This window comes from Haloactinopolyspora alba (assembly GCF_003014555.1).
GTDB lineage: Bacteria > Actinomycetota > Actinomycetes > Jiangellales > Jiangellaceae > Haloactinopolyspora > Haloactinopolyspora alba.
In genome coordinates, this window is record NZ_PYGE01000012.1 from 45,751 (window position 1) to 61,688 (window position 15,938).

Sequence of the window (15,938 nt, forward strand, 5' to 3'; positions counted from 1 at the left end):
TGATGATCATGGGCGGTCGGGGTGGCCGTGCCACGAGTTCCAGAGCGCGGCGTACGCACCGCCGGCACGCAGGAGATCGTCGTGCGAGCCGAGTTCGACGATCCGGCCCTCCTCCATGACGGCGATCCGGTCGGCGTCGTGCGCGGTGTGCAGGCGATGTGCGATGGCGATCACGGTGCGCCCGGCCAGCACGGCAGCGAGTGAGCGTTCCACGTGCCGCGCGGACCGCGGATCGAGCACCGACGTCGCCTCGTCGAGGATTACCGTGTGCGGGTCGGCCAGAGTCAGCCGCGCCAACGCCAGCTGCTGCGCCTGCGCGGGTGACAGGGCAGTCCCGCCGGAGCCCACACGGGCGTCCAGCCCCAGGTCCGCCGCCCAATCCCAGGCGTCGACGGCCCGCAACGCGTGCTCGACGGCGGCATCGTCCGCGTCCGGCACGGGCAGCACGACGTTGTCGCGCAGCGAGCCGCGGAACACATGGTGCTCCTGTGTGACCAGCGTGATCTCGGTCCGCAGCTGCTCCAGTGGGAGACCGCCGACGTCGACGTCGTCGACGGTGATCGAGCCGGCACGCGGCCGGTGGACACCCGCGAGCACCCGGCCGAGAGTGGACTTGCCCGCGCCGGACGCACCCACGATCGCGAGCCGCTCGCCGGGGCCGACCTCGAGATCGACGTCGCGCAGCACGTCCACCGCGTCGCGGTAGCCGAAGCTGACACCGTGTGCGGCGATGCCCGCTCGGTCGCCGGCCGCGGAAACCGGCGTTGCCAGTACCAGCGGCGCCGAGCGCGACGGCCCTGGGAACGCCGGTCCGGTGGTGGCATCGTCGTCGCAGGTCGGCTGGTCCGGCCGGCGCACCCCGAGCAGTCGGGCGAGCGCGGCGCTGCCGAGCTGCAGCTCGTTCAGCCAGAACAGCAACGTGTCCACCGGCGTGAGCAGCTGCTGGACGTACAGGGTCGCGGCGGTGACCGCCCCCAGCGACGCCAGCCCGTTGAGATGGAACGCACCGCCGATGACCAGTGTGGTGACCACCGGGAGCACGTACGCGGTGTCGACGATCGGCAGGAACACGGTCCGCAGCCGCATCGTGTAGCGCTCGGCCGCGTCCGCGGCTGCGATGTCGTCGTCGGCGCGGGCCCGGCGACGAGCGCCGATCCGCAGCGCCTCGACGGTGCGCGCGCCATCGGCGGTCTCGCTCAGCCCGGCCGCGATCCGCGTGTACGAGGCGTTCTCACGCAGGTACGCGTCGCGGGCACGAGCGAGGAACCAGCGGGTCGCCGCCCACAGGATCGGCACCGCGACCAGGCAGGGCAACGCCAGCAACGGTCCCAGCAGGACCAGCCCGCCGAGCGTCAGCACGATCGTCACCGCGCTGATCAGCGTCTCCGGAATCGCGTGCCGGACCGCCCGCGACAACAGGTCGACGTCGCGCGTGGTCCGGGTGACCAGATCCCCGGTCCCGGCCCGCTCGACCGTCGACTGCGGCAGCGCGAGCACGTCGTCGACGAACTCCTCGCGCAGCTGGGCGAGCACCTTCTCGCCGAGCCGAGCGGAGGCGAGCATGGCGAAGCCTGTGAGCGCCGCCTGCGTCACGACGAACGCGCAGATCAGCACGGCGACCCGGTCGACGGTGTCCGTTCCGCGGGCGACGTCCTCGACGAGCCTTCCGAGCAGCCACGGGACGACCAGACCGGACGCCGCGGCCAGGATGTGCAGCACCACGACGCGGCCGAGCTCGGCGGGGTGCCGCAGCGCCAGCCGGCGTGCGTGCGCCCGGGCCCGGGTGGCGGAGGCGACGGGCAGGCCGGTCATGCCGGGTCCTCCTCGCGAGCCACGACGGCTCGGTAGCGGTCGTCGGCGAGCAGTTCGGCGTGCGTGCCCTCGGCCACGGCCTTGCCGGCCTCGACGAAGACGACGTGCTCGGCGCAGTCCAGCAGGATCGGGCTGGTGGAGAAGACCACGGTCGTGCGCCTGTCGCGGGCCGCGGCCAGTCCGGCCGCGATCCGCGACTCGGTGTGGGCGTCGACGGCGCTGGTGGGTTCGACCAGGACCAGCACCTCGGGATCGACGGTGAGGGCACGCGCCAGCCGGAGCCGCTGGCCCTGGCCACCGGACAGCTCGCGTCCGGCGTCGGCGACGACGGTGTCCAGCCCTGCGGGCAGCCCGGCGAGGACGTCGTGCGCGGACGCCGTGCCAACGGCCCGGTGCACGACGTCCGGGACCCGTGCCGCGCGGCCGGCCGGGTCGAGCTCGACGCGCAACGAGCCCGAGAACAGGTGCGCGGCGTTGTCGACGACCAGGATGCGGCGGCGGACGTCGTCGATGTCGAGCTGACGCAGCGGCACGTCGCCGAACGTCACGTCGGAGTCGGCATAGCGGCCGATCCGGTCGGCCAGCGGCCCGGCGTCGTCGGAGAACGCGCACACGACCGCCGTCAGCCGGCCGGGCTCGATCCGCAGGCCGGAGACCGGGTCGTGGAACCCGGCACCGGCGGCGGTTGGCGGCGCGCCGGAGTCGCCGGTCGGCGATGCTCCGCCGGTGTCGTGCGGTTGCAACGAGAGCAGCGTCGTCACCCGGCGGGCGGCGACAACGCCCTTCATGACCGCTCCGGCCGCGTTGGTCAGCCGGCGCAGCGGAATCGACAGGAACGTGGCGTAACCGTAGAACGCCACGAGCTGGCCGGGGGTGAGGCGGCCGTCCAGCACGTATCGAGCGCCCTGCCACACCACGGCCGTGACCAGCAATCCGGGCAGCAGCACCTTGGCGCCGTCGAGCACCGCCTCGACGCGGGCAACCCGGACGGCGGCGCGTCGCGCCCGCTGCGACTCGCTGCGATAACCGTCGGCGAACATCTGCTCGCCGCCGATGCCGCGCAGGACTCGCAGACCACCGACGATGTCGACGGCGCTCGAGGTGAGCTCGGACTGGACGGCGCGCAGCCCGACCTGGCGCCGATGCAGCGGACGCAGCGTCAGCGTCGTCGCGACGACCATCACCGGCACGCCGACCAGCACGACCAGTCCCAGCTGCCACGAGGTGACCAGCATGATCGCGGCGACCACGACGACCGCGGCCACGGCGCCCACGGCACGGGAGACGAAGGCGAGCGCGTTGCCGATCTGCCCGACGTCGGCGACACCGACGCTCATGACCTCGCCGGCGGACACGCGCCGGGGCAGACTCGCGCCGAGTCGGGTGGCGTGGTCGGTGACGAACTGGAGCGTGCGGAAACTGCCGCCGAGGGAGGCGGTCAGCGCGCATCGGTCGTGCAGGATGCCGGTGACGGCCTGGAGGATTCCCAGCGCCAGGACGGCCCCGCCCCACAGCAACAGGGCCCGTTGGTCGCGTTCGGTGAGCCCGTCGTCGACGGCGCGGCCGATGGCCGCGGGGATCAGCGCATTCGCGACGACGCTGACGGTCGAGTAGACGACGCCCAGGGCGACGATGACGCGGTTGGCGCCGGCGAGGCGGGTGAGGTAGCTACCGGGGGACCGAAGATCTGGTTGCCCAGGGTCCGGGTCAGGAAACTGGCGCACGGAAGTCAAGACCGTAGACGTTGCCCCCGGAACGGGCAACCGGTTTTGTGCCGCTGTCCTGGCGGCCCGGGACGGCATGGCGGTCGAGCTGCCCGTCACCGATGGGCCGGAGGCATGACGCCGCGGTCACCGCAGTACAGTGAGTCGCGTGGCCGAACCGACCCGCTGGGAGACCGACACCAAGGACGGCCACTCGCACTGGTACGTCGAGCGGTTCCGCCGGATGGCTGCCGAGGGCGACGACCTCGCAGGTGAGGCGCGGCTCGTCGACGCGATGGTGCGCCGGAAGGCACGGATCCTCGATGCGGGGTGCGGTACCGGCCGCATCGGCGCCGAGCTGCACGCTCGCGGGCACGAGCTCGTCGGGGTCGACGCCGACCCGGTACTGATCGACGCCGCCGTCGCCGACCACCCCGGTCCGCGGTGGCTGGTCGCCGACCTGGCCGAGCTCGACCTGCCAGCACAGGGTGTCGCCGAGCCGTTCGACGCCGCGGTCGTGGCCGGCAACGTGATGGTCTTCGTCGCGCCCGGCACCGAGACCGAGGTGCTACGTCGCGTCGGCGCGCACGTCGCCGGCGACGGGTTCGTGATCGTCGGCTTCCACGTCGACCGGCATCTGTCGCTCGACGAGTTCGACCGGTGCGTCGCCGCGGCGGGGCTGCGGGTGGAGCACCGGTTCGCGACGTGGGATCTGCGTGCGTGGCACGACGAGGCCGACTTCGCGGTGACGGTGCTGCGGCACGCTGCGGGGTGATCGGCAGCGGTGCCGGGCGGGCTACTCCGTGTGCCGTGCGACGATCCGGTCGATGGCGTGGGCCATGTCGACGTCCGCCCTGGTCACGCCGCCGGCCGAATGGGTGACGAGCGCGAACGTGAGGGTGCGCCAGCGGATGTCGATGTCCGGATGGTGATCCGCGGCTTCGGCTGCCTCGGCGACGTCGTCGACGACGGCGATGCCGGTCGGGAAGTCCGGAGCCTCGACGGTGCGGGTGATGCCGGAGGTGTCGCCGCTCCACTCCGGTAGGCCGTCGAGCGCGGAGCGTATGTCGTCGGTGTCGAGCAGTGTCATCGGTGCCTCCGTTCGCGGGCCACGGCGGCTGCCATCACCAGGATCGTCCCCGCGTCACCAGGTCTGCAAGGGTGGTGACGCAGGGAATTCCATGGTGAACGTGATCATTCCTGGGGCTGGTCGGGGGGTTGGGACTCGGGGAGCTGGTCGCGGCGGAAGATCTTGCGGCCGAGCCAGGTGACCGGGTCGAAGGAGCGGTCGACCACGCGTTCCTTCACCGGGATGATCGCGTTGTCGGTGATCTTGATGCCCTCGGGGCACACCTCGGTGCAGCACTTGGTGATGTTGCACAGCCCGATGCCGGCCTGTTCCTTGGCCAGCTGCCGATGGTCGTTCGTGTCCAGCGGGTGCATCTCGAGCTCGGCGTAGCGCAGGAAGTAGCGCGGGCCCGAGAACGACTGCTTGTTCTCCTCGTGGTCACGGATCACGTGGCACACCGTCTGGCACAGGAAGCACTCGATGCACTTGCGGAACTCCTGCCCGCGCTCGACGTCCTCCTGCTGCATGCGGTACTCGCCGTCGGCGCCGCGCGGCTCGGGCGCGAAGGTCGGGACCTTCTTGGCGGCCTCGTAGTTGTACGACACGTCCGCGACGAGGTCACGGATCACCGGGAACGTCCGCAGCGGCGTGACCGTCACCGTCTCGCCGGGCTCGAACGTGGACAGCCGGGTCATGCAGGCCAGCCGCGGCTGCCCGTTGATCTCGGTGCTGCACGACCCGCACTTGCCGGCCTTGCAGTTCCACCGGACCGCGAGGTCGCCTGCCTGGGTGGCCTGCACGCGGTGCAGCGCGTCGAGGACGACCTCACCCTCCTCGACCGGCACGGTGTAGTCGACGAGCTCACCACCCGACGCGTCACCGCGCCATACCTTCATGTCGAGGTCGTATCCCATCACGCCTCCTCGGCGATCGTTCGTGTCGTCACCGGCCCGGCCGGCGCACGGTGCCGCTGACGTCTCATGTCTCGTCGAAAAGCCGGCGCAACTCGTCGGGCATCGACGGCAACGGCTGCCGCCGGACGGCGACGGCGTCGTCGTCGAGGTGGCAGAGCAGGTTGACCGAGCCCCACGTGTCGTCGGTGCCCGGGAAGTCGTCGCGGGTGTGCCCGCCACGGCTCTCGGTCCGTTCGAGCGCCGCCCGCGCGATGCATTCGGACACCTGCAGCATGTTGGGCAGGTCGAGCGCGAGGTGCCACCCGGGGTTGTACTGCCGGTGTCCCTCCACCGTCATCCGTGTGGTCCGCTCACGCAACTCGACCAGCTTGTCGAGCGCGTCGCGCATCTCGTCGGCGTTGCGGATGATGCCGACCAGCTTGTGCATGACGTCCTGCAGGTCGTGCTGGACGGTGTAGGGGTTCTCGTCGCCGGTGCCGTCGAACGGGGCCAGCGCTGCCGTGGCCGCGTTGCGGACGTCGTCGTCGGCGATCGCCGGGGCGGAACGGACGCGGGCCGCAGCGTACGCGGCGTTCAGCCCTGCGCGGCGGCCGAAGACGAGCAGGTCGGACAGCGAGTTGCCGCCCAGCCGGTTGGACCCGTGCATGCCGCCGGCGACCTCACCGGCGGCGTAGAGCCCGGTCACGCCGGACTCGCCGGTGTCCGGGTCGACGGCCACGCCGCCCATGACGTAGTGGCAGGTCGGGCCGACCTCCATCGGGCCGGCGGTGATGTCGACGTCGGCCAGCTCCTTGAACTGGTGGTACATCGACGGCAGCCGGCGCTGGATGTACTCGGGCGATCGCCGGGAGGCGATGTCGAGGAACACGCCGCCGTGCGGCGAGCCGCGGCCGGCCTTCACCTCGGCGTTGATGGCGCGCGCGACCTCGTCGCGGGGCAACAGCTCGGGCGGGCGGCGGTTGTTGGCCTTGTCGTCGTACCAGCGGTCGGCCTCGTCCTCGGAGTCGGCGGTCTCGGCCTTGAAGAACTCCGGGATGTAATCGAACATGAACCGGCGGCCCTCGTTGTTGCGCAGCACCCCGCCGTCGCCGCGGACCGACTCGGTGACCAGGATCCCGTTGACCGACGGCGGCCAGACCATGCCCGTCGGGTGGAACTGGACGAACTCCATGTTCACCAGGTCCGCGCCGGCGTCCAGCGCGAGCGCGTGGCCGTCGCCGGTGTACTCCCACGAGTTCGACGTGACCTTGTACGACTTGCCGATGCCGCCGGTGGCCAGCACCACCGAGGGTGCCTCGAAGACGACGAACCGGCCGGACTCGCGCCAGTAGCCGAACGCGCCGGACAGCCGGTCGCCCTCTTTGAGTAGCTGGGTGACGGTGCATTCCATGAACACCGAGATGCCCAGTGCGACGGCGCGCTGCTGCAGGGTGCGGATGAGCTCGAGGCCGGTGCGGTCGCCCACGTGCGCGAGCCGGGCGAAACGGTGACCGCCGAAGTCGCGCTGCGAGATCAGACCGTCCGGCGTGCGGTCGAACAGTGCGCCCCACTCTTCGAGCTCGCGGACGCGGTCGGGCGCCTCCTGGGCGTGCAGCTGGGCCATCCGCCAGTGGTTGAGCATCTTGCCGCCACGCATGGTGTCGCGGAAGTGCACCTGCCAGTTGTCGTCGGACCAGACGTTGCCCATGGCCGCGGCGATGCCGCCCTCGGCCATCACGGTGTGCGCCTTGCCCAGCAGCGACTTGCACACCAGGCCGACCTTCGCGCCCGCGTCGTGTGCGGCGATGGCCGCGCGCAGCCCGGCACCGCCGGCCCCGACGACCAGGACGTCGAAGCTGTGCCGTTCGATACTGCTCGGGTCGGTCATGAACTCCCTCACGCTGTCGTTCGGTCGGCTGGATCCACTGGCGTCAGAAGAAACGCAGGTCCGACCACGTTCCCGACGCCACCATCCAGATGTAGAAGTCGGTCAGCGCCAGGGTGCCGAGCGTGATCCACGCGAACTGCATGTGCCGTGTGTTCAGCTTGGACACGAAGGTCCACCACCGGTACCTGATGGGGTGCCGCGAGAACGAGCGCAACCGGCCGCCGGTGATGTGCCGGCACGAGTGGCACGACAACGTGTAGCACCACAGCATGACCACGTTGCCGACGAGGATCACGTTGCCGAGCCCCACGCCGAAGCCGTCGGCGCCGTCGAAGGCGAGGATGGCGTCGTAGGTGTTGATCAGTGTGATGATCAGCGCGGCATAGAACGTGTACCGGTGCGCGTTCTGCAGGATGAGCGGCAGCCGGGTCTCGCCGGTGTAGCGCCGGTGCGGCTCGGCGACCGCGCAGGCCGGCGGCGACAGCCAGAAGCTGCGGTAGTACGCCTTGCGGTAGTAGTAGCAGGTCAGCCGGAACAGCAGCAGCAACGGCAGGCTCAGCGCCGCGTACGGGAGCAGCGGGTGGTCCGGCAGGAACGTGCCGAAGTGCGCGGCCCCGTCGACGCAGCCGTTGGAGACGCACGGCGACGAGAACGGCGTCAGGTAATGGTGTTCGGCGACCCAGTAGTCGGCCTGCTGGAACACCCGGAAGGTGGCGTAGGCCAGCCAGGCGACGAGGCCGGTGACGGTCAGTGCGGGCGTGATCCACCAGCGGTCCGTGCGCAGCGTCCGCTCGGTGATGCGGGCGCGCGACGGTGCCTGGGTGCCGGTCGGAGCGGCCACTACGGCGCGCGCCGATCGGGAGCGCCGAGGCCCTCGTCCTCGGCGTCGGCCCACATGCTGGGGTCGTACGGGTCGTCCGGGACGACTTCGAGATGCTGGCGCTCCTGCGTGCCGGAGCGCTGCCCCGGAAGCGGATCGCCCAGCTCGTCGAGGTCGTCGGCCAGTCGCGCCGTGTCCGTCATGAGCCGGCGCACGCCCAGCGTGTCGCCGTACTGACGGCGTAGCTCGACCACGGCCGCGTCAAGACCCGTGATGGCCTCGGCCACCGCGGCGCGGCTCTCGGACACTCCCATACTGCCTCCCGCGAACGTCGACGGTCGCGATAGGGCGCAGCTTGGCACGGCTGGCGTCACGAATCCAGAGCTTCCCCCGGATCGAGGTCTATCTCTCAGCCGCCACCGTTTCCGGCGCGCCGCGCGTGAATGATCACGTCCCGCATGGAATCCCATGCGTCACCACCCTTGCAGACCTCGTGACGCGTGCAGACGCCTGGTGATGCCACCTCCCGGATGCCGTCCCGGGGGCCGTTAGCCGCCGGCGTCCTGGCGCGAGCCGACCCGCGACCTCCGTCGGTGGTGGCCGGTGTGGAGGGCCTCGCGGCGGGGCTCGACGCTCCGGCTCTCCCTTCGTCCTGTCGAACGGCCGTTGAACAGGAGGAATTGCGGGGGAGGCTGCGCCCTCTCTGTTGTGGTTTCGTCATTTCCTGCCCGGATTGGGTTGCAGGTCCGTAACAGCGAGTGCGGCTCGCTTGTGTCTGTGTCAGCAGCGATGGTGTCGTTAGGAAATTCTCGACATGGATCTTCGTGTGATCCGGACACAGTGGAGGAGTCACCTTGACGAGCAAGCGCAAGGGCGCGACGTTGTTCGCGGTGCTGACGGCGGGGGCCCTGGCGCTCACCGCTTGCGGCGGCGACGACGGCGGCGGATCGGAAGAGCCCGGTGCCAACCGCACCGAGGAGCCGACGGAAGAGGAAGGCACCCAGTCCGGCACCATCACGGTGGCCGTCGACTCGGAGTACACCGCTTACAACGACCTCACCGCGGAAGGCAATGGCACCTGGAACACCTACGTCCACAACGGTGCCAAGCTCAATTTCTGGTCGTACGGCGCCGACGGCTCCATCGTGCGTGAGGAGGAGTTCGGCACGTACGAGAAGACCAGCGACGATCCGCTGACGGTGGAGTACACCTACAGCGACAAGGCGGTGTGGTCCGACGGCGAGCCCATCGACTGCGACGACTTCCTGCTCGAGTGGGCGGCGATGTCGGGCAAGATGGTCGACGGCTCCGGCGAGGACATCTTCGACCAGTCGTCGACCAACGGCTACGAGTTGGTGCAGAAGCCGGAGTGCCAGCCCGGCGACAAGACGATCACGGTCGTCTACGAGCAGCCGTACATCGACTGGGAGCTGATCTTCCAGGGCGGCGCCATCCCGGCGCACATCGCGGCCGAGCAGGGCGGGCTGACCTCCGAGGAGCTCATCACCGCCATCGCCGAGGACGACATCGCCGCGTTGAAGCCGGTCGCGAAGTTCTGGAACACCGGGTGGCAGTTCAACCCCGGCGAACTCCCGCCGCCGGAGATGATCCCGTCGTCCGGGCCGTACCTCATCGACTCCTGGGACGCCGGGCAGTCCCTGACCCTCAAGGCGAATCCGAACTTCTACGGCACGCCGCCGAAGACGGAGACGATCGTTCTGCGGCTTCTCGACCCCGCCCAGCAGGTCGCGGCGCTGCAGAACGGTGAGGTCGACATCATCAACCCGGGCAACCCGACCCCGGACGTGGCTGCCCAGCTGGAGCAACTCGCCCAGCAAGGCCAAATCACCACCGAGTCCGGCGAAAGCCTGACCTGGAGCCACATCGACATGCAGCAGGGCAAGGGCGACGTCTTCGAACCCCTGGAGATCCGCCAGGCGTTCGCCAAGTGCATCCCGCGGCAGCTGATCGTGGACAACCTGGTCAAGCCGGCCAACCCGGAGGCCATCGTCCTCGACATGCGCGAGTTCTTCCCGGTCGACCCGATGTACGACCAGGCCCGCGAGCAGGCGTTCCCCGCGGACATGTACGGCGAGCAGGACCTCGACGGTGCCAGGCAGCTGATCCAGCAGTCCGGTGTCCAGACGCCGATCGACGTCAGGTTGATGCACGCCGACGACCCGGTCCGTAACCAGCTCTCGGCGCTGGTGAAGAGCGAGTGCGACAAGGTCGGGTTCAACATCAAGGACTTCACCCCGCCGGACTGGGGCGCCCGCCTCACCGGCCAGCCGGGGTCCTACGACGCGACGATGTTCGCCTGGGCCGGCTCCGGCGTCCTCGCCGCGGGCGAGTCGCTGTACGTCAGCGACGGCGCGCAGAACCCGTACGGCTACGCCAACCAAGAGGTCGACAAGCTCTGGGACCAGATCGTCACCAGCACCGACCGTGAGGCGGCCAAGCAGCTGATCGCCGAGATGGAGGGGTTGCTGTGGGAGGACGTTTTCAACATCCCGCTGTACGTCAACGCCAACATCAACGCGTTCGCGTCCGACCTCGAGGGCGTGAAGGTCAACGCCACGCAGACCGGCGTGACGTTCAACATGGACGAGTGGTCGCGGTCGTCCTGACCTGACACAGCCCGATGAGTTCAGCACGCTGACCGAGGGGCCGGCCGGGCCATCCCAGCCGGCCCCTCGATCGCGTCCGGCGCCTGGGCAGCGGCGTCGCGCGCGGACACTCCCGCCTCGCGCCACCCGGCCGGCTCGGGACGCAGGCGCGCTCTCGGTTACCGTTCTGCGCAGTCGACTTCACCCGTAAGGAGCAGGTACTCCGTGCTCGCTTTCATCGTGCGCCGCGTGATCGCCGCGTTCGGCATCCTGCTGGCGGGGACGTTCATCGCCTACGTCCTGGTGGCGCTGTCCGGCGATCCGCTGGCGCAGTTGCGCCAGAGCAACGAGCCCGGTATCGAGGACCGCATCGCCAACATGACCGAGCGGCTCGACCTGGACACACCGGTGCCGCTGCGCTATCTGAAGTGGCTCGGCGGTGCCGCACAGTGCGTGGTGCCGTTCGTCGGGACCTGCGACCTGGGACAGTCCGTGCGCGGCCAGGACGTGTCTGCCCTGCTGGCCGACGCGATGGTCGCGACGTTGCAGCTGATCACGGTCGCGACCGTCACGGCCGTCATCATCGGCGTGCTGGTCGGCATCGTCACGGCGCTGCGGCAGTACACCCGGCTCGACTACAGCGCGACATTTGCGTCGTTCGTTTTCGTGTCGCTGCCGATCTTCTGGTTCGCCGTCCTGCTGAAGCAGTACATCGCGATCGACCTGAACGACTGGCTGGCCGATCCCACCGTGTCGCTACCGGCGGCGGCGATCGTCGGCGTGATCAGTGGGTTGATTTGGGGGTCGATCGTCGGCGGCGACAGACGCCGGGTGCTGACGTCGTTCGCGGTCGCGTTCGTCGCCACCGGCGGTGCGCTGCTGCTGCTGTCCGCGAGCGGCTGGTTCCGCAGCCCCGGCCTCGGGCCCGTGGTGGTGGGTGTCGTCGGGGTGGCGGCAGCCGTCGGGCTGACCGCTGTGGTCGCGGGCTTCCGGTACCGCAACGTGCTGTACGCGGCGCTGGCGACCGCCGGGGCGGGCATTGTCGCGAACCTCGCGTTCGACCCGCTGCTCACAGACCCGACGTGGGGCACACTGTTCCTGCTGTTGCTGCTGGCCGTCGCGGTGGCGGTGGGCATCGGCTACGCCATCGGCGGGCTGCAGCGTCGGCAGGCCATCAGCACGTCGGTCTGGGTCGCGGTCATCATGGCGTTCACCATCACCGCCGACCGGATGCTGACCGCGTGGGACAACTACTACGAGTTCGTCGGCGGGCGCGTCGTCGCGACCTTCGGCGCCCGGACGCCGAACTACGACGGCGGAACGTGGGGGAACCTGCTCGACACCGTGACGCACCTGGCCCTGCCGACGCTCGCGTTGATGTTGGTGTCGCTGGCGACCTACAGCCGCTACACCAGGGCGAGCATGCTCGAGGTGATGAACCAGGACTACGTGCGCACCGCCCGCTCCAAGGGCCTCACCGACCGGACGGTCATCGTGCGGCATGCGCTGCGCAACGGGCTGATCCCGGTCACGACTCTGGTGGCCTTCGACCTGGCCGGGCTGATCGGCGGCGCGGTGATCACCGAGACGGTCTTCGGCTGGCAGGGCATGGGCTTCATGTTCGTCGAGGCGCTGCGCAACACCGACCCCAACCCGGCCATGGCGTTCTTCCTGGTGACCGGGATCGTCGCGGTTCTGTTCAACATGCTCGCCGACATCGCCTACGCCTACCTCGACCCGCGGATCCGGCTCGGATGAGCGTCGCCGTACCGAGTGGCCAGAGCGGAGGAGACCACACGTGAGCACACCAGATCAGCAGCGGCCCGGGGCGGGTGACGAGGACCAGGGGATCGCGGTCGTCGCGCGGACCCAGGGCCAACTCGTGCGGCGGCGGTTCTTCCGGCACCGGCTGGCGATGATCTCGCTGGTGGTGTTCGTGGCCATCCTGGTTCTGTCCTTCAGTTCGACCGGCATCGGGCCGATCCCCGGGTGGTGGAAGCACGACTACACGACCATCGGGACGGTCGTCGACGGCGGCCGGCCGACACTGTCGGTGGTGCCCGGCTTCCTCGGCGGCGACGGCATACATCTCGGCGAGCATCCGTTCGGCCAGGACAACAAGGGCATCGACTACTTCGCGCTGACGATGCGCGGCACCCAGATCTCGTTGATGATCGCGTTCATCGTCGGCGGGCTCGGATCGTTCATCGGCGTGCTGATCGGCGCGGCCGCGGGCTTCTTCCGCGGGTGGACCGAGACGATCCTGATGCGCTTCACCGACGTCATCATCATCATGCCGCTGCTGGCCATCGTGGCGGTGATCGCGAACCAGGCCGGTAACGCGGGACCGTTCTGGCTCGCCGTCGTCATCGCGCTGTTCACCTGGACCGGGCTGGCGCGGATCGTGCGCGGCGAGTTCCTGTCACTGCGCGAGAAGGAGTTCGTCGAGGCGGCGCGCGCGGCGGGCACGCCGGCGTGGCGGATCATCCGCAAGCACATCCTGCCGAACACGCTCGGCGTCATCCTGGTGAGCGCGACGCTGAGCCTGGCCGGCGCGGTCATCCTCGAGACCGCGCTGTCGTTCCTCGGCTTCGGCGTCAAGCCGCCGGACACGTCGCTCGGACGGCTGGTCAGCGTCTACCAGGGCGCCTTCGTCACCCGGCCATGGCTGTTCATCTGGCCGGGTGTGTTCATCGTGGCCATCGCACTGACCGTCAACTTCATCGGCGACGGCTTGCGCGACGCGTTCGACCCCCGGCAGAACAAGGTGCGGAGCTAGACCATGACCAAACCCTCGTCCGACGACCCGTTCGTCGACCACCGGTCGATGGGCGCGGCCGGCTCCGACCCGCTGGACGTCGGCGCCGCCGAGCCCACCGAGCAGGTCAAGTCGGCAACCCAGGCGCACGTCGGCCACCTCGGCCGCTCGGCCGTCGGCGGCGAAGAGCTGCTGCGCGTCGACGATCTCAGTGTCGAGTTCCCGACCGACGACGGCGTGGTGCACGCGGTGCGCGGTGTCTCGTACGCGTTGCACGCGGGCGAGGTGCTCGGCATCGTCGGCGAGTCCGGCTCCGGGAAGTCGGTGTCGTCGATGGCGGTCATGGGGCTGCTGCCACGCTCGGCGCGGATCAGCGGCGACGTCTCGTTCCGCGGCGAGGACGTGCTGAGCATGCCACCGGCGGTCCAGCGCAGCCTGCGCGGGCGCAAGATCGCGATGATCTTCCAGGACCCGATGACCGCCATGAACCCGGTGCACACGGTCGGCGACCAGCTGGCCGAGGCGGTGCTCTCGCACGAGCTGATGCCGCGCAAGAAGGCGCTCGCCCGCGCGGAGGAGGCGTTGGGCATGGTCGGCATCCCGCAGCCGAAGACGCGGCTGCGCAACTACCCGCACGAGTTCTCCGGCGGCATGCGGCAGCGGGCGATGATCGCGATGGCCATCATCAACGATCCGGACGTCATCATCGCCGACGAGCCGACGACCGCGCTCGACGTCACCGTCCAGGCGCAGATCCTCGAGAAGTTGGTCGAGGTGAAGGACGCCATCGGCGCCGCGATCGTGCTGATCACCCACGACCTCGGCGTCGTCGCGGGGATGACGCACCGGGTGCTGGTCATGTACGCCGGACGCGCGGTCGAGGTCGGCGAGACAGACGACATCTTCTACCGCACGCGGATGCCGTACACGGCAGGGCTGCTCGGCTCCATCCCGTCGCTGGACTCGGATGACGACGGCCGGCTGCGGCCGATCCACGGCACGCCGCCGTCGCTGATCCACCTGCCGGCCGGCTGCCCGTTCTCGCCACGCTGCCCGCTGGCGACCGACCTGTGCCGCCAGACCGAGCCGGAGCTGTTCGACACCGACGTCACGGGTCACGTCGCCGCGTGCCACCACTGGCGGCGCCTCGCCGAGGCCGACGACCCGACGACGTTCTTCCGCAGCGAAAGTGAGGCGTCGTAGATGACAGTCACGGACGACCGGCCGTCCGGTTCCTCGCCCGGAGGCTCCGGCGCCCACCTGCTCGAGGTGGACGACCTCGTCATGGAGTTCCCCGTCAAGGGCGAAGGGCTGCTGCGGCGCACCATCGGCCAGGTGCACGCGGTCAGCGGTGTCTCGCTGCACGTCGACGCGGGTGAGACGCTCGGCCTGGTGGGCGAGTCCGGCTGCGGGAAGTCCACCACCGGCCGGGCCATCCTGCAGCTGCACAAGCCCACGGGCGGATCGGTCCGCTACGACGGACGCGAGCTCACCGGGCTTTCCACCAAGCAGATGCGTGAGCTGCGGCGTGACCTGCAGATCGTGTTCCAGGACCCGTTCGCGTCGCTGAACCCGAAGATGCCGGTCAACGACATCGTCGGCGAGCCGATGAAGGTGCACGGCAGTTACGGCCCGGGCGGGCTGGAACGCGTCGGCGAGCTGCTGCGCCTGGTCGGCCTCAACCCCGAGCACGGCAACCGCTACCCGCACGAGTTCTCCGGCGGGCAGCGCCAGCGCGTCGGCATCGCCAGGGCGCTGGCGCTGGAGCCGCGGATGCTGGTGCTCGACGAGCCGGTGTCGGCGCTGGACGTCTCGGTGCAGGCGGGTGTCGTCAACCTGCTCGAGGACCTGCAGGACGAGCTCGACCTGGCGTACCTGTTCATCGCGCACGACCTCTCGGTGGTGCGCCACATCTGCGACCGGGTTGCCGTGATGTATCTCGGCAAGATCGTCGAGTCGGGGACCAAGGACGAGATCTACACCCGCGCGGCGCATCCGTACACGCAGGCGCTGTTGTCGGCCGCGCCGACCGCCGATCCGCGGGTCGAGCGCCACCGCGAGCGGATCATCCTGGCCGGCGACGTGCCGAGCCCGATCGACCCGCCGAGCGGGTGCCGGTTCCGCACGCGATGCTGGAAGGCGCAGGACATCTGCGCCACCGAGGAGCCGGCGCTGGTCGACCGCGGCCAGGGCCACCCGGTGGCGTGCCACTTCGCCGAGGAGGTCGTGCGGGTCCCCTCGTGACAGGGTCATTCGCCTGGTCACGCGCCGAGTCGGCAGGGTAGCGCGGCGTCCGCCTGCCTGGTCACGTTTGTCCAGGGATGTCGGGTGTTGCGGACGTGCAACGATTCCCAGACTGGTTTGACGACGGTATCGTCGAGGCGAAACT

Annotated in this window: 13 protein-coding genes; 6 read left to right on the forward strand and 7 right to left on the reverse strand. The window is 69.9% G+C overall.

The annotated features are described in order from the left end of the window. Nucleotides 1-6 precede the first annotated feature (6 nt). Nucleotides 7-1,812, reverse strand: a complete 1,806-nt coding sequence (locus tag CLV30_RS16245; protein ID WP_106538281.1) for an ABC transporter ATP-binding protein — start codon at nt 1,810-1,812, stop codon at nt 7-9. After that, nucleotides 1,809-3,536, reverse strand: coding sequence for an ABC transporter transmembrane domain-containing protein (locus CLV30_RS16250; RefSeq protein ID WP_205740998.1), 1,728 nt, complete (start codon nt 3,534-3,536; stop codon nt 1,809-1,811). Before CLV30_RS16250 ends, CLV30_RS16245 begins: the two co-directional genes overlap by 4 nt. Before the next feature lie 148 nt (nt 3,537-3,684). Between CLV30_RS16250 and CLV30_RS16255 the strand changes: the two genes are divergently transcribed. Then, a complete protein-coding gene (locus tag CLV30_RS16255; RefSeq protein ID WP_106538283.1) occupies nt 3,685-4,290 on the forward strand; it encodes a class I SAM-dependent DNA methyltransferase in 606 nt (201 codons plus the stop codon). A gap of 21 nt (nt 4,291-4,311) precedes the next feature. Here the strand turns inward: CLV30_RS16255 and CLV30_RS16260 are convergent, their stop codons facing one another. From CLV30_RS16260 to CLV30_RS16280, 5 genes are all read right to left on the reverse strand, one after another. Continuing rightward, a complete protein-coding gene (locus tag CLV30_RS16260) occupies nt 4,312-4,605 on the reverse strand; it encodes a 4a-hydroxytetrahydrobiopterin dehydratase (protein WP_106538284.1) in 294 nt (97 codons plus the stop codon). Nucleotides 4,606-4,709: 104 nt separating this feature from the next. Then, nucleotides 4,710-5,498 carry a succinate dehydrogenase/fumarate reductase iron-sulfur subunit gene (locus CLV30_RS16265; RefSeq protein ID WP_106538285.1) on the reverse strand — a complete coding sequence of 263 codons (789 nt, stop codon included), beginning with the start codon at nt 5,496-5,498 and terminating at the stop codon, nt 4,710-4,712. Nucleotides 5,499-5,562: 64 nt separating this feature from the next. After that, a complete protein-coding gene (locus CLV30_RS16270) occupies nt 5,563-7,365 on the reverse strand; it encodes a fumarate reductase/succinate dehydrogenase flavoprotein subunit (RefSeq protein ID WP_106538286.1) in 1,803 nt (600 codons plus the stop codon). Nucleotides 7,366-7,408: 43 nt separating this feature from the next. Continuing rightward, entirely contained in the window at nt 7,409-8,206 is a 798-nt protein-coding gene (locus CLV30_RS16275; RefSeq protein ID WP_106538287.1) for a hypothetical protein, read from the reverse strand. Further along, complete coding sequence (locus CLV30_RS16280) at nt 8,206-8,499, reverse strand: hypothetical protein (RefSeq protein WP_106538288.1); 294 nt, start codon at nt 8,497-8,499, stop codon at nt 8,206-8,208. Before CLV30_RS16280 ends, CLV30_RS16275 begins: the two co-directional genes overlap by 1 nt. 540 nt (nt 8,500-9,039) lie before the next feature. Here CLV30_RS16280 and CLV30_RS16285 point away from each other — a divergent pair. From CLV30_RS16285 to CLV30_RS16305, 5 genes are all read left to right on the forward strand, one after another. Continuing rightward, nucleotides 9,040-10,812 (forward strand): ABC transporter family substrate-binding protein, encoded by a 1,773-nt coding sequence (locus CLV30_RS16285; RefSeq protein ID WP_106538289.1) that lies wholly within the window; start codon nt 9,040-9,042, stop codon nt 10,810-10,812. Nucleotides 10,813-11,016: 204 nt separating this feature from the next. Beyond that, the gene (locus CLV30_RS16290; RefSeq protein ID WP_106538290.1) at nt 11,017-12,549 is read left to right on the forward strand and encodes an ABC transporter permease; all 1,533 of its coding nucleotides are present in this window, start codon (nt 11,017-11,019) and stop codon (nt 12,547-12,549) included. 40 nt (nt 12,550-12,589) lie between these two features. Then, on the forward strand, nt 12,590-13,570 hold the full coding sequence (locus CLV30_RS16295) for an ABC transporter permease (protein ID WP_205740999.1): 981 nt from the start codon (nt 12,590-12,592) through the stop codon (nt 13,568-13,570). Between the two features lie 3 nt (nt 13,571-13,573). Then, a complete protein-coding gene (locus CLV30_RS16300; protein WP_240723353.1) occupies nt 13,574-14,752 on the forward strand; it encodes an ABC transporter ATP-binding protein in 1,179 nt (392 codons plus the stop codon). After that, nucleotides 14,753-15,793: an ABC transporter ATP-binding protein gene (locus CLV30_RS16305; RefSeq protein WP_106538291.1), complete on the forward strand. Its 1,041-nt coding sequence runs from the start codon at nt 14,753-14,755 to the stop codon at nt 15,791-15,793. It abuts the gene before it with no gap. Nucleotides 15,794-15,938: the final 145 nt, after the last annotated feature.

What these genes read in the sequence shown, in the direction of transcription:
- CLV30_RS16245 (WP_106538281.1), bottom strand. Translation starts at nt 1,812, where the DNA reads ATGACCGGCCTGCCCGTCGCCTCCGCCACCCGGGCCCGGGCGCACGCA.
- CLV30_RS16260 (WP_106538284.1), bottom strand. Translation starts at nt 4,605, where the DNA reads ATGACACTGCTCGACACCGACGACATACGCTCCGCGCTCGACGGCCTA.
- CLV30_RS16265 (WP_106538285.1), bottom strand. Translation starts at nt 5,498, where the DNA reads ATGGGATACGACCTCGACATGAAGGTATGGCGCGGTGACGCGTCGGGT.
- CLV30_RS16270 (WP_106538286.1), bottom strand. Translation starts at nt 7,365, where the DNA reads ATGACCGACCCGAGCAGTATCGAACGGCACAGCTTCGACGTCCTGGTC.
- CLV30_RS16280 (WP_106538288.1), bottom strand. Translation starts at nt 8,499, where the DNA reads ATGGGAGTGTCCGAGAGCCGCGCCGCGGTGGCCGAGGCCATCACGGGT.
- CLV30_RS16300 (WP_240723353.1), top strand. Translation starts at nt 13,574, where the DNA reads ATGACCAAACCCTCGTCCGACGACCCGTTCGTCGACCACCGGTCGATG.
- CLV30_RS16305 (WP_106538291.1), top strand. Translation starts at nt 14,753, where the DNA reads ATGACAGTCACGGACGACCGGCCGTCCGGTTCCTCGCCCGGAGGCTCC.